Genomic DNA, 13,438 nt, shown 5'->3' on the forward strand with positions numbered 1-13,438 from the left:
TTTTCCTTTTTAACTATTATACTATCATTTTGAAAATTATGGTGAAATAAAGTCAGCAGAATAAAGATTAGCTTGTGAAAGAAGGAGATGAATGTGGTATAATAAATAGACTATATGTGCAAAGGAAGGATCATGTCTCCAGATAATAATATAAAATTAAAATACTATAATCTTCAACCATTTACCAAATGGACGGGCGGAAAGCGGCAACTTTTAAGTGTATTGAGGAGCTATATGCCTGAGAAGTATAAGTGTTATTTTGAGCCTTTTGTAACTCCTTCGTCAAAAAGAATTTTAGCGAATTACGAAGATTTGATGCATAAATGAAAATACAGAGGAACTATATATGAAACTAGAGTTACCCACTCATCTTGCAGAGAGTTACAAGAGTAAGTCTCAAATCGTAAGGGTGATAACAGAATCATGGGTTGCGGAAAATGCTTATTGTCCCAATTGTGGGCAGATTTACTTATCACATTTTGAAAATAATCGTCCTGTTGCAGATTTCTTTTGTGCTAATTGTAGAGAAGAATTTGAGCTGAAAAGTAAGCAAACTAATTTTTCCACAATTATTAACGACGGTGCTTATGATACGATGATTCGTCGTCTGAAAAGTGAGAATAACCCTAACTTTTTCTTTCTGAACTATTCTAAAGAAATGACGGTAATAAATTTTATTTTAATTCCGAAACATTTTTTTACACCTAAAATTATTATTAAAAGAAAACCCTTGTCATCCAGCGCTCAAAGAGCAGGTTGGATAGGCTGCAATATTGATATTTCGCACGTTCCAGAGATTGGAAAAATATTTTTAGTCAGAGATGGACAGATTGCAAAACAGAGACAAGTACAAGAAAATTTTCAAAAAACACTTTTTTTACGAAATAAGACGAAAGATGCAAGAGGGTGGACATTAGATATTCTGAATTGTATTGATAGAATCCCGAAGAAAAACTTTACTTTGAGTGATGTATATGCATTTGAAAAAGAGTTGCAGGAACAATATCCAAATAATCACTTTGTTAAAGACAAAATTAGGCAGCAGTTACAAGTGCTGAGAGATAAAAATATCATTGAATTTATTGGACGAGGTCAGTATAGAAAGTTGGATAGGTAAGGATGAATATTGAGATAATAGAAACTTTGTCAAAAATTGTAACAATTGACGCTTCAACCGTTGAAGAGGGGATAAATCAAGTTGATCAATTGTATCGAAATGAAGAAATTATCCTAGATATCAATGATTATCTATCAACAGAGTATGTACCTTTAGATATGGTAAACGTAAATAGTCCAAAGGATAAAGTAGCACCACCTGAAGTATATGAATTTGTAAAATTATTTTGGCCTGATTGGGAGAATGAAAAAGATGCCGAATCTCTCTCCGCTATGATTTATACTTTGTCGGATCCCGATTGTATCCGATGGATGAGTGAAAACCTAGAATTTTTTGATCAAGATTTATTTGAATATGATTATCATCCAGAATGGTTGGACTCTATTGAACACCGTTTATTACTTATACAAGAATTATTGAGTAATCGTACAAATTAGCTGGAGCCTCACAGAACTAAGCCAGTTTGTTGAAAGTTCAACAGATGATGTGAACTTTGTCTGGGTAACAGATGGACAGGGCTGGAAAACGGCACACTTACCTCTTGCGGAAGCTTTTGCTCATATTCCAAATGTATTTAATCTGGAGATGATGAAGCGAGGGTATTTAACTGAGTTGTTACAATGATTGAGTACATAATCTGAGGAATAATTCATCTTTATCAGTGTTTTTAGAATGATAAATTGCACTTATTCTTGCAATTCATCAAATGAATAAAATAATGGCGAAAGAAGAAAGTAGCCAGAGAGACAATTGTATTTGGACTGCTGGATAAGGTATGGTATAATATTCTTTATGGAAACAAATATTATCGAACTATCGCAAAGTTTAAAGATTAGTCAGAAGCAAATTGAAAAAGTATTGGAACTGACAGCAGAAGGTAACACAATCCCATTTATCGCTCGTTATCGGAAAGAAATGACAGGGAATTTGGATGAGGTAGAGATTAAGGCTATTCTTGATCTGGATAAAAGTCTGACGAACCTCAGAGAGCGCAAGGCAACGGTGCTCGCGAAGATTGAAGAGCAAGGAAAACTGACGGAAAAACTACGTGCAGCTATTGAAGCAGCTGAAAAATTAGCTGATGTGGAGGAACTCTATCTTCCTTATAAAGAAAAGCGTCGGACAAAAGCCACGATTGCACGTGAAGCAGGACTTTTTCCTTTGGCTAGACTCATATTACAAAATGCTGCCAATCTTCAAGAGGAAGCAACTGCCTTAACTAGCGAAACATTTCCGACAGCAGAAGTAGCTCTAGCTGGAGCTGTAGATATTTTAGTGGAAGCCATTTCAGAAGATGTGCAGCTGCGTGCTTGGACCTATCATGAAATGCTGACAAATTCAAGCATTATTTCAACTTTGAAAGACGCCGATTTGGATGAAAAGCAAGTATTCCAAATCTATTATGACTTTTCCGAAAAAATCGCGGATATGCAGGGGTATCGCACCTTAGCGCTGAATCGTGGTGAAAAGTTAGGTGTGCTCAAAGTTGGCTTTGAGCACAATGTAGATAAAATTATCCGATTTTTTGAAGTGCGCTTTAAGCTCAAAAATGACTACATTCATGAAGCAATCCAGCAAGCAGTGAAAAAGAAAATCATTCCAGCTATGGAACGTCGGATTAGGGCAGAATTGACCGAGACTGCAGAAGACGGAGCGATTCAGCTTTTTTCAGATAATCTGCGAAATCTGCTCTTGATTGCACCGCTCAAAGGACGCGTGGTACTAGGATTTGACCCAGCTTTTCGGACAGGAGCAAAATTAGCAGTCGTAGATGCGACTGGGAAAATGCTGACAACGCAGGTCATCTATCCTGTACCACCGGCAAAAGCAGCACAAATTGAAGCTTCTAAGCAAGATTTGTCAGACTTGATTGACCAATTTGGTGTTGAAATCATTGCTATTGGAAATGGGACGGCTAGCCGCGAAAGCGAAGCGTTTGTTGCGGAAGTGCTAAAGACTCATCCAAACGTCAGCTATGTTATTGTCAATGAAAGTGGCGCGTCTGTTTATTCTGCTAGCGAGTTGGCGCGACACGAATTTCCAGACTTGACGGTCGAAAAACGTTCGGCTATCTCGATTGCTCGGCGTTTGCAGGATCCGCTTGCAGAGTTGGTTAAAATTGATCCGAAATCAATCGGTGTCGGTCAATACCAACATGATGTTAGCCAGAAGAAATTATCTGAAAGCTTGGATTTCGTCGTAGATACCGTTGTTAACCAAGTCGGCGTTAATATCAATACCGCAAGTCCATCTCTTCTATCGCATGTGGCAGGGTTAAACAAAACTATTTCTGAAAATATTGTCAAATATCGTGAAGAAGAAGGCATGATTCGCTCGCGCGATGCCATTAAAAAAGTTCCTCGTCTGGGTGCTAAAGCATTTGAACAGGCGGCAGGGTTCCTACGGATTCCCGAAAGTGATAATGTTTTGGATAATACAGGTGTTCACCCAGAGAGTTATCCAGCTGTTGAGAAATTGTTCCAAATGCTTGCAATTACGGACTTGGATCAAGCCGCTCAGGGAAAATTGCAGTCTTTAGATGTCAAAAAAGTTGCTGTAGATTTGGACTTGGGAGAAGCTACTCTTAAGGATATCATTGCAGACTTGCTCAAGCCAGGTCGTGATATGCGTGATTCATTTGATGCACCGGTTCTGCGTCAAGATGTCCTTGATATAAAGGACTTACAAATTGGGCAAAAGTTAGAAGGCGTTGTTCGCAATGTCGTTGATTTTGGTGCTTTTGTGGATATTGGCATTCATGAGGACGGCTTGATTCATATTTCTAAGCTCAGTAACAGCTATGTCAAACATCCGAGTCAAGTAGTTTCTGTTGGTGACTTGGTAACCGTGTGGGTAGACAAATTGGATATAGAAAGAGAAAAGGTCAATCTTTCCTTGGTGGCACCGCGTGAATCTAACTAACTATGTCAGACAAGTCTCATTGGAAGACTTTGACAAAGAATTTCGACATACGGCTTCTTGGAATAAGCGTCTTCGTTCAACAGGTGGACGCTTTTTTCCAAAGGATGGTCATCTTGATTTTAATCCTAAAATCTATGAACAGTTTGGCTTAGAAACCTTCCAAAAAATTGTGCGGCATGAGCTGTGTCACTATCATCTTTACTTTGAAAAGAAGGGCTATCGGCATAAGGATCTAGATTTCAAGCAATTATTGAAAGCAGTGGACGGTTTGCGCTATGCCCCTACTTTATCAAGCCAATCAACTTCAAAAATGCTTGTTTATCAATGCTTGCATTGTCGTGCACAATATCATAGAAAAAGACGAATCAATACTGAGCGGTATTGCTGCGGACGTTGCCAAGGGAAACTCATTTTTGTCAGACAGTTGCAGTCTTAATGATTATTTTGACGAAACAATCAGAAATCCGCCTAAGGACGGATGGCATGATGAATGAAATGTGCTACACTGGATTCAGTATCAATGAAAGAGGCTTACTGATTATGAAAACAACATTTTATAAATTACGTCGAAATAGAGCTGTATCGGGAGTGTTAGCAGGTTTATCTGATAAATTTGGTCTAGATGTAGGGCTTGTTCGCTTTCTATTCGTTTTATTTACTGTCTTTAATTTCGGATTAGGTATTATCGTTTACATCATTTTAGCTGCTGTAATACCTTACAAGGAAGATGTAGAAGAAGAAATGTATGGAACAGGACCTCGTAAGCGTAAAGAAGCAGAAGCAATCAAAGAAGATGACGGCTGGTTTTGGTGAGTGTGATGGAGTAAGCGCTTGGTTATATATGCTAGAAAGGAGTTCGGACAATGGACTTCTTTATTTTAGGAGAAGAAATGGAATATTGGGATGCTTACGATGAGTATCGGGAAAAAGTTGGATATAAATTGCTCAGAGGAGAAGAGATTCCAGAAGGAAAGTACCATCTTTGTGTCAATGTCTTCGTTCGTCATATAGATGGGGAATTTCTCCTGATGCATCGTAGTCCCAAAAAAGAAATTCATCCTAATTATTATGAGTTTGGTGCAGGAGGAAGTGTGTTGGCTGGTGAAGATAGCATGACCGCAGCCTATCGTGAATTACAGGAAGAAACTGGGCTGATTCCTAGAGAAATACAACTGATTGAGCAGACGACTTCACCTAAAGATCACTGCCATTTTGATTTTTATAAGGCAATCGTCACAGAGAAAGATGTGAAATATCAAGAAGGTGAAACGGATAATCACATTTGGTTGAAACCTAGTGAACTCCGATATTTTATGAATCGTTATCCTTTATTTCAAGATCAAAAACAAATTGTAGAAAAAATGCTCCAGTCAGAGAAGTAATAAATGCTATGTATTATATATGCTTGCATCCATTTTCTTTAAAATCAAGGATGAAACTCTCCTTTAATCTGAAAATTTGCTATAATAGAAAAAGAAACTATCAAAGGGGAAGAATATGACTGTAAAGATCAAAGATCTATTAAAAAAGGTCAGATTGAATGTGGTTTATGGCGACGAGAAAATGTTGGAAAGAGAAATTACGACCTCTGATATTTCCCGTCCAGGACTTGAAATGACAGGTTATTTTGACTATTACACACCAGAGCGTATCCAGCTAATGGGCATGAAAGAATGGTCTTACTTGATGAAGATGACGTCACATAATCGCTATCAGGTTTTACGGAAAATGTTTGAACGAGACACTGTTATGATTGTGGCGCGTGATTTGAAAATTCCCGATGAGATGTTAAAGGCTGCAAAGGAAAATGAAATTGTTGTTCTCAGCAGTCATACACCGACAAGTCGTTTGTCAGGTGAAATTTCTAGCTATCTAGATTCACGTTTGGCTGAACGAACCAGTATTCATGGCGTTCTAATGGATATTTATGGCATGGGTGTTTTGATTCAAGGAGATAGTGGAATCGGGAAAAGTGAAACTGGTTTGGAATTGGTGAAGCGAGGGCATCGTTTAGTTGCAGATGACCGCGTGGATATCTATGCAAAAGATGAAATGACTCTTTGGGGCGAGCCAGCTGAAATTTTGCGCCATTTGCTTGAGATTCGCGGTGTCGGAATTATCGATGTCATGAGTCTTTATGGAGCTAGTGCTGTCAAAGATTCATCACAAGTGCAGATTGCCGTTTATTTGGAAAATTATGATGTCAATAAAACATTTGACCGTTTAGGAAATAATGGTGAAGAGTTTGAAGTATCAGGTGTGGCTATTCCAAGGATTCGCATTCCTGTGAAAACGGGCCGCAATATTTCGGTAGTGATTGAAGCAGCAGCAATGAATTACCGTGCAAAAGAAATGGGGTTTGATGCAACGAAGACTTTTGAGGAACGTTTAACCAATCTTATTAGTAAAAATGAGGTGGCTCATGATTAATCCAATTGCATTTAAGATAGGGCCTTTTAGTATTCGTTGGTATGCGATTTGTATTGTAACAGGTTTAGTTTTAGCTGTTTATCTGGCTATGCGTGAAGCGCCGCGGAAGAAAATCATTCCAGATGATATTCTTGATTTTATCCTCATTGCGTTTCCTTTGGCAATCGTTGGAGCTCGCATTTATTATGTTATTTTTGATTGGGGCTATTATGCTAAAAATCCTGGTGAGATTTTTGCCATTTGGCACGGAGGAATTGCTATCTATGGCGGTTTAATCACCGGAGCGATTGTCTTGTATTTTTTCTCACAGAGAAAGCTTATCAATACGCTAGACTTTTTAGATATTGCGGTTCCGGGTGTAATGATTGCCCAAAGTCTTGGACGTTGGGGAAATTTCTTCAACCAAGAGGCTTATGGAGCGGTCGTAAAAAGTTTAAATTACTTACCAAGTTTTATTCGCAATCAAATGTACATTGATGGTCATTATCGACAACCAACTTTCCTTTATGAGTCGGTTTGGAATTTGCTTGGATTTGCTCTGGTGATGATTGTACGAAGAAAGGAAAACTTCCTCAAACGTGGTGAAATTACAGGGTTTTATCTGATTTGGTACGGAATGGGGCGCATGGTCATTGAAGGGATGCGGACAGACAGTCTCATGTTTGCTGGCTTGCGTGTGTCACAATGGTTGTCCGCTGTTCTAGTGGTTGCCGGAATCATTCTCGTCATTTACCAACGCAGAAAAAAAGATACCCCTTATTATTAAAAAGTTAGGAGAAGAAAAATGCTTGAGATTGCTTATAGTTTAGTTGCCCTCGCTTTGGTTGCCTTGATTGTTTATACGATTTTTTTGGTTAGGAAAATCTCAAATGTCGTTGACGAAACAGAAAAAACAATTCAGGTGTTGACGACAGATGCTAATGTGACACTCTATCAAACCAATGAATTGTTAACGAAAGTGAATGTTTTAGCAGATGATATTAACGGAAAAATGACAACCATTGACCCGCTTTTCACTGCAGTTGCAGATTTATCTGAGTCCGTTTCGGATTTGAATGATTCTGCTCGTCATTTGAGTAAAAAAGCCGCTACAGCAGGAAAGAATAGTGTCAAAGCTGGTGCAACCTTATCAGCTTTGCGCATGATTACAAAACTATTTAAAAAATAAGAAAGAAGGCTTATTATGGGTAAATTTTCATCAATCCTTTTAGGAACAATCTCTGGAGCGGCTGTAGCTGTATTTCTTACTAGCAAAAAAGGAAAAGAAGTGACTGCTAAGGTTTCTGATTTTATGAATGACGTCAAAGAAAATCCAGATGATTTTAAAGATCAAGTAGTACAAAAAGCCAATCAATTCTCTAACCAAGCTGTAGAAGTAGTCAACCAAGCCAAAGAAAAGGTTGAAAGCGGAGAAATCACAGGCGAAACTGTTCTTGACTCTGTGAAAGAAGCAACGAAACAAGTAGTTGACTTTTCACAAGAGAAAATGCAAGAATGGAAAGAAAAAATGACACCAGAAGGTATCTCTCCAGAAGATTTCAAAAAAACTGAGCAAGAACCAGTTGATAAAGAAACCACATCGGAGGATATTGTCATTGATTTGACAGAAAACCAAGAATCGGAAAATGAAGACAAAAACATTGAGGACTAGCACCTCAATGTTTTTAACTTTTTAACTAAATCGATTTTACATCACAACGAATCACAACAAAAACAGTGCCTTGCAAATAGGCACTTTAATTTCAAAACTATTTATTTCTTTTCCGACGAATAAATGCTTGCTGCATTTTAATGCAGACTAAACTAACACCAATTGCTAAAGCAAAAGCTAAGAAAGTGTTTACTTTAATAGACAAGAATAAAAAGCTAAACAAAGCTGTCAAGATACAAAATGTAGCAATATTCACGAAAAATAGTAATTCTTTCAGGTTTGGATTCGTTTTTGCTTCAGGAATGTAATCTTGATAAAGGGGATATTGTTCTTGTTCTAATTCTGGATAGGTGTAGTCCTCTTGATAGGACTGATATTTTCTTGCGGTCATGTTCTCTCTCCTTACAGTACTCTCTTATTTTATCATGATTTTAATTAGATAAATATTACATAACAGTTACAAAAAGGCTAAAAATGCTTTTCAAATTAAAAAATAGAAGAGAAATCAAAAATATGTTATAATTTTGCTATGAAAAAGATTATCATTACAGCGACAGCTGAGAGCGTTGAACAAGTAAAAGAGCTTTTAGAAGCAGGTGTGGATCGCATTTATGTAGGTGAAAAAGAGTATGGTCTTCGATTACCCCGTACTTTTTCTTATGACGAATTGCGACAGATTGCAGCCCTTGTACATGAGGTAGGCAAAAAGTTGACAATTGCTGTCAATGCTTTGATGCATCAGGAAATGATGAATAAAATCAAGCCATTTCTTGATTTTTTAGTGGATATTCAGGCGGATTATATTACTGTAGGAGATGCTGGAGTTTTTTATGTGTTAAAACGTGATGGTTATCCGTTTAAGACGATTTATGATGCTTCAACTATGGTTGCCAGCAGTCGTCAGGTGAACTTCTGGGGGCAAAAAGCTGGCGTTTCTGAGGCAGTTCTAGCGCGTGAAATCCCATCTGCTGAACTTTTTAAAATGCAAGATATTTTAGAAATTCCTGTTGAGATCTTGGTTTATGGTGCGAGTGTGATTCATCATTCTAAGCGTCCACTTTTGCAAAATTATTATAATTTTACTCATATTGATGACGAAAAGAGCCGTGAGCGTGATTTATTCCTTGCAGAGCCGAGTGACCCAGATAGCCATTATTCTATTTTTGAGGACAATCATGGGACGCATATTTTTGCAAATAATGACTTGGATATGATGACGAAACTTGAAGAATTGGTAGAACATGGCTTTACACATTGGAAATTAGAAGGCATTTACACGCCAGGACACAATTTTGTTGAAATTGCCAAACTCTTTGTGCAAGCGCGTGAGTTGATTGAGACCAATCAATTTACACATGACCAGGCTTTCCTTTTGGATGAGCAGGTTCATCAATTGCATCCAAAGAATCGTTTCTTGGATACTGGATTTTATGAATATGATCCAGATCAGGTGAAATAAAGAACACAGGTGGTCGCGAGTTGTGACTGCTTGTTTATCTTTCACAATCTGCTACCTTTAGCTTGCTTTCAAACCTTTTTTGCTATAAAATAAAAAGGCTAAGTATTAGAATTTAGAAAAGAGCGAGAATATGACAAAAACTTTGAAAAGACCAGAAGTTCTGGCGCCTGCTGGAACATTGGAAAAACTAAAAGTCGCCATTCGCTATGGAGCGGATGCTGTTTACATTGGCGGACAAGCCTATGGTTTGCGCAGTCGTGCTGGAAATTTTACGTTTGAAGAAATGGAAGAGGGCGTTCAATTTGCTCGTGAACACGGCGCTAAAGTCTATGTGGCTGCAAATATGGTGACCCACGAAGGTAATGAAGAAGGAGCTGGGGAATGGTTCCGCACTTTGCGGGATATTGGTATTTCTGCTGTTATCGTATCTGACCCAGCTTTGATTGCCATTGCTTGTACAGAAGCGCCAGGTTTGGAAGTACACTTGTCAACACAAGCTAGCGCGACAAACTATGAAACATTGGAATTTTGGAAAGATTTGGGGTTGACACGTGTCGTTTTGGCGCGCGAAGTTTCCATGGAAGAATTGGCAGAAATCCGCAAACATACCGATGTTGAAATTGAAGCCTTTGTTCACGGCGCTATGTGTATTTCCTACTCAGGACGTTGTACTTTGTCCAATCATATGAGCATGCGGGATGCCAATCGTGGGGGCTGCTCTCAATCTTGTCGCTGGAAATATGATCTCTACGATATGCCCTTTGGACAAGAGCGCAAGAGCTTAAAAGGCGAAATCCCAGAAGAATTTTCTATGTCAGCTGTTGATATGTCCATGATTGACCATATTCCAGATATGATTGAAAATGGAGTAGACAGCTTGAAAATTGAAGGACGCATGAAGTCTATTCACTATGTATCTACTGTTTCAAATTGTTACAAGGCGGCAGTAGATGCTTATCTTGAAAGTCCTGAAAAGTTTGAAGCAATCAAGCAAGATTTAGTAGATGAAATGTGGAAAGTTGCGCAACGTGAGTTGGCGACAGGATTTTATTATCATACACCGACTGAAAATGAGCAGCTTTTTGGAGCACGCCGCAAAATTCCGCAATATAAATTTGTGGCAGAAGTGGTTGCTTATGACCCTGATACGCAAACAGCGACTATTCGGCAACGAAATGTCATCAATGAGGGCGACCCAGTTGAGTTTTATGGTCCTGGTTTCCGTCATTTTGATGCAGTCATTACAGATTTACACGATTCAGATGGAAATAAAATTGATCGGGCTCCTAATCCGATGGAACTGTTGACGATTTCCTTGCCACATCCAGTTTATCCAGGTGATATGGTACGTAGTCGTAAAGAAGGTTTGATAAATCTTTATAAAGAAGACGGCACAAGTGTCACAGTACGGGCATAAAAATCCACATTGAGAAGAGGTTTGAATGGTTAATTCTACCTCTTTTCATTTGTAAAAAATATTTTAAAAAATGAATGTAAACGCTTGCTTTTTTAAAAAAGAAGGTGTACAATATAATTAAAGAAAGATAAGAAAGGGCTGATTCCAATGGGTATCGGAACATTCATATTTTAAATCGTTTATGATGTATTAGTTTCTATTTGCTAATTGTTTTTCTTAATTGGAGGTATTTGATTAAATATTTCTGAAGATGTCATGTAGTGGTTTGTAGAATTGCATCGCGTATGAAGAACGCAAAGTAAGAATAAATAAGAATGTTATTTGATGCAGTCGGTAGAAGCTTTTTAATGATTTTCATGCTTAGTAAAAAAACCGCTATTGTTTTAGATGAAAAAACTTGTTTTTGATATATTGTGGACAAGAAAATCATTCTTTAATAAAATAACGATGGAATCATCATAAGAATCTCTTTTCAGATAATTACTTTCTGAAAGTCTATCTATCACTTATTAGCAAATAGAGACGGCTCCTAGCTTTCTGTAGGTATACAGTAACTAGGAGTTTTTATATGCTCTGTTCTTTGAAAAAAATCATGAAAAGTAGTATAATAAATTAGATATGCAAAAGATTTGCAAAACTGTAATTCGACTTGGGATTCCAAGGACCGTTAGTAAAAAAATTTGAAAAGGAGAATCAATGAGCAATATTAAATTGATTGCTTTGGGCGGTGTGCGTGAAAATGGGAAAAATCTTTACATCGCTGAAGTGGATGAATCTATTTTTGTCCTGGATGTCGGATTAAAATATCCAGAAAATGAACAGCTTGGTGTGGATTTTGTTATTCCAAATATGGACTATTTGTTTGAAAATAAGGACCGTATTGCAGGGGTCTTTTTGACACACGGGCATGCGGATGCAATTGGTGCCTTGCCTTATTTACTTGCTGAAACGAAAGTCCCTGTATTTGGCTCAGAATTGACGATTGAGTTGGCTAAGTTATTTGTCAAAGGAAATGATACGGTCAAAAAGTTCAATGATTTTCATGTGATTGATGAAGACACAGAGATTGATTTTGGTAGTACAGTTGTATCTTTCTTTAAAACAACGCACTCTATTCCAGAGAGTTTAGGGATTGTTTTGAAAACGTCTGAAGGCAATATTGTTTACACAGGTGATTTCAAGTTTGACCAAACGGCTAGTCAGTCTTACGCAACAGATTTTGCACGTCTAGCAGAAATTGGTCGAGAAGGCGTTCTAGCTCTTCTTAGTGATTCTGCAAATGCGGATAGTAATATTCAAGTGGCAAGCGAGAGCGAAGTTGCAAAAGAAATTAGCAATACGATTGGTGATTGTGAAGGGCGCGTGATTGTTGCGGCGGTTGCAAGCAATCTTTCTCGGATTCAACAAGTCTTTGAAGCTGCTGCTAGGACAGGTCGTCGTGTTGTATTGACTGGATTTGACATTGAAAATATCGTTCGTACAGCTATTCGCTTGAAGAAATTATCACTTGTGGACGAACGTTTGCTAATCAAACCAAAAGAAATGTCCAAGTTTGAAGATCATGAACTGATTATTTTGGAAACTGGGCGTATGGGTGAGCCAATCAATGGCTTGCGCAAGATGTCTATCGGCCGTCACCGTTATGTAGAAATCAAAGAAGGCGATTTGGTTTATATTGTTACAACGCCGTCTATTGCAAAAGAAGCCTTGGTGGCACGTGTGGAAAACATGATTTACCAAGCAGGTGGTATTGTTAAACTGATTACACAAGATTTGCGAGTGTCTGGACATGGAAATGAGCGCGATTTGCAACTGATGTTAAATCTCTTGCAGCCAAAATTCTTGTTCCCAATTCAAGGAGAATATCGTGAATTAGCAGCACATGCTAAAGCTGCCATGGCAATTGGTATGTTGCCGGAGAACATTTTTATTCCAAAGCGTGGTAGCATTATGGAATATGAAAAGGGTGATTTTGTACCTGCTGGTGCGGTATCTTCTGGTGATGTCATGATTGACGGAAATGCGATTGGTGATGTCGGAAATATCGTTCTTCGTGACCGCAAAGTTCTGTCTGAAGACGGTATCTTTATCGTCGCCATTACGGTGAATCGTCGTGACAAGAAGATTATTTCCAAAGCTAAGGTTCATACGCGTGGATTTGTTTATGTCAAGAAAAGCCGTGATATTTTGCGTGAGAGTGCTGACTTAATCAATAAGACAGTTGAAGATTACCTTGCGAAAGATAATTTTGACTGGAGTGAGTTGAAGGGCTCGGTGCGTGATAATCTTGCGAAATATCTCTTTGAGCAAACCAAACGTCGTCCGGCGATTTTACCTGTTGTAATGGAAGTGCGTTAAGTAGGTTAATTAGCACATTTTATATAGTTACAAAAATCGTGGGGTCAGGACATTTGTTCCAACCCCTTTCTTACATTTATATGA

Annotated in this window: 14 protein-coding genes and 2 pseudogenes; 15 read left to right on the forward strand and 1 reads right to left on the reverse strand. The window is 38.1% G+C overall.

All coding sequences use genetic code 11. The features are described 5' to 3' along the window. Positions 1 to 132 precede the first annotated feature (132 nt). From ABKA15_RS03340 to ABKA15_RS03395, 12 genes and pseudogenes are all read left to right on the forward strand, one after another. Positions 133 to 273, forward strand: a pseudogene (locus tag ABKA15_RS03340) (DNA adenine methylase); the annotation flags it as partial. Positions 274 to 346: 73 nt separating this feature from the next. After that, the gene (locus ABKA15_RS03345; protein WP_049513470.1) at positions 347 to 1,117 is read left to right on the forward strand and encodes a DpnI domain-containing protein; all 771 of its coding nucleotides are present in this window, start codon (positions 347 to 349) and stop codon (positions 1,115 to 1,117) included. Positions 1,118 to 1,119: 2 nt separating this feature from the next. Beyond that, positions 1,120 to 1,554 (forward strand): DpnD/PcfM family protein, encoded by a 435-nt coding sequence (locus ABKA15_RS03350; protein WP_049513468.1) that lies wholly within the window; start codon positions 1,120 to 1,122, stop codon positions 1,552 to 1,554. A gap of 10 nt (positions 1,555 to 1,564) precedes the next feature. Further along, positions 1,565 to 1,741: pseudogene (locus ABKA15_RS03355) on the forward strand (DpnII family type II restriction endonuclease); the annotation flags it as partial. Positions 1,742 to 1,909: 168 nt separating this feature from the next. Then, the gene (locus ABKA15_RS03360; RefSeq protein ID WP_049513466.1) at positions 1,910 to 4,039 is read left to right on the forward strand and encodes a Tex family protein; all 2,130 of its coding nucleotides are present in this window, start codon (positions 1,910 to 1,912) and stop codon (positions 4,037 to 4,039) included. Beyond that, positions 4,026 to 4,475: a SprT family protein gene (locus ABKA15_RS03365; RefSeq protein ID WP_049513464.1), complete on the forward strand. Its 450-nt coding sequence runs from the start codon at positions 4,026 to 4,028 to the stop codon at positions 4,473 to 4,475. Before ABKA15_RS03360 ends, ABKA15_RS03365 begins: the two co-directional genes overlap by 14 nt. A gap of 104 nt (positions 4,476 to 4,579) precedes the next feature. Next, entirely contained in the window at positions 4,580 to 4,852 is a 273-nt protein-coding gene (locus ABKA15_RS03370) for a PspC domain-containing protein (protein ID WP_049513502.1), read from the forward strand. A gap of 50 nt (positions 4,853 to 4,902) precedes the next feature. Beyond that, on the forward strand, positions 4,903 to 5,421 hold the full coding sequence (locus ABKA15_RS03375) for an NUDIX domain-containing protein (RefSeq protein ID WP_049513462.1): 519 nt from the start codon (positions 4,903 to 4,905) through the stop codon (positions 5,419 to 5,421). Positions 5,422 to 5,536: 115 nt separating this feature from the next. Beyond that, entirely contained in the window at positions 5,537 to 6,469 is a 933-nt protein-coding gene (hprK, locus tag ABKA15_RS03380) for an HPr(Ser) kinase/phosphatase (protein ID WP_049513461.1), read from the forward strand. Beyond that, positions 6,462 to 7,235, forward strand: coding sequence for a prolipoprotein diacylglyceryl transferase (gene lgt / locus ABKA15_RS03385; protein ID WP_049513459.1), 774 nt, complete (start codon positions 6,462 to 6,464; stop codon positions 7,233 to 7,235). The genes hprK and lgt overlap by 8 nt, the downstream gene beginning before the upstream one ends. An 18-nt stretch (positions 7,236 to 7,253) precedes the next feature. After that, positions 7,254 to 7,637, forward strand: coding sequence for a DUF948 domain-containing protein (locus ABKA15_RS03390; protein ID WP_049513457.1), 384 nt, complete (start codon positions 7,254 to 7,256; stop codon positions 7,635 to 7,637). Positions 7,638 to 7,652: 15 nt separating this feature from the next. Next, on the forward strand, positions 7,653 to 8,120 hold the full coding sequence (locus ABKA15_RS03395) for a YtxH domain-containing protein (protein ID WP_049513455.1): 468 nt from the start codon (positions 7,653 to 7,655) through the stop codon (positions 8,118 to 8,120). A 97-nt stretch (positions 8,121 to 8,217) separates the two neighbouring features. Here ABKA15_RS03395 and ABKA15_RS03400 read toward each other — a convergent pair whose 3' ends face one another. After that, on the reverse strand, positions 8,218 to 8,511 hold the full coding sequence (locus tag ABKA15_RS03400; protein WP_003027603.1) for a DUF3270 domain-containing protein: 294 nt from the start codon (positions 8,509 to 8,511) through the stop codon (positions 8,218 to 8,220). A gap of 138 nt (positions 8,512 to 8,649) precedes the next feature. On the opposite strand from ABKA15_RS03400, the gene ABKA15_RS03405 reads away from it, so the two are divergent. From ABKA15_RS03405 to ABKA15_RS03415, 3 genes are all read left to right on the forward strand, one after another. Continuing rightward, on the forward strand, positions 8,650 to 9,579 hold the full coding sequence (locus ABKA15_RS03405; RefSeq protein ID WP_049513454.1) for a peptidase U32 family protein: 930 nt from the start codon (positions 8,650 to 8,652) through the stop codon (positions 9,577 to 9,579). A gap of 130 nt (positions 9,580 to 9,709) precedes the next feature. Further along, entirely contained in the window at positions 9,710 to 10,996 is a 1,287-nt protein-coding gene (locus ABKA15_RS03410; protein WP_003032731.1) for a U32 family peptidase, read from the forward strand. A 696-nt stretch (positions 10,997 to 11,692) separates the two neighbouring features. Next, complete coding sequence (locus tag ABKA15_RS03415) at positions 11,693 to 13,354, forward strand: ribonuclease J (protein WP_049513452.1); 1,662 nt, start codon at positions 11,693 to 11,695, stop codon at positions 13,352 to 13,354. Positions 13,355 to 13,438: the final 84 nt, after the last annotated feature.

Origin of the sequence: Streptococcus sp. KHUD_010, assembly GCF_040207525.1 — a bacterium.
Taxonomy (GTDB): domain Bacteria; phylum Bacillota; class Bacilli; order Lactobacillales; family Streptococcaceae; genus Streptococcus; species Streptococcus hominis.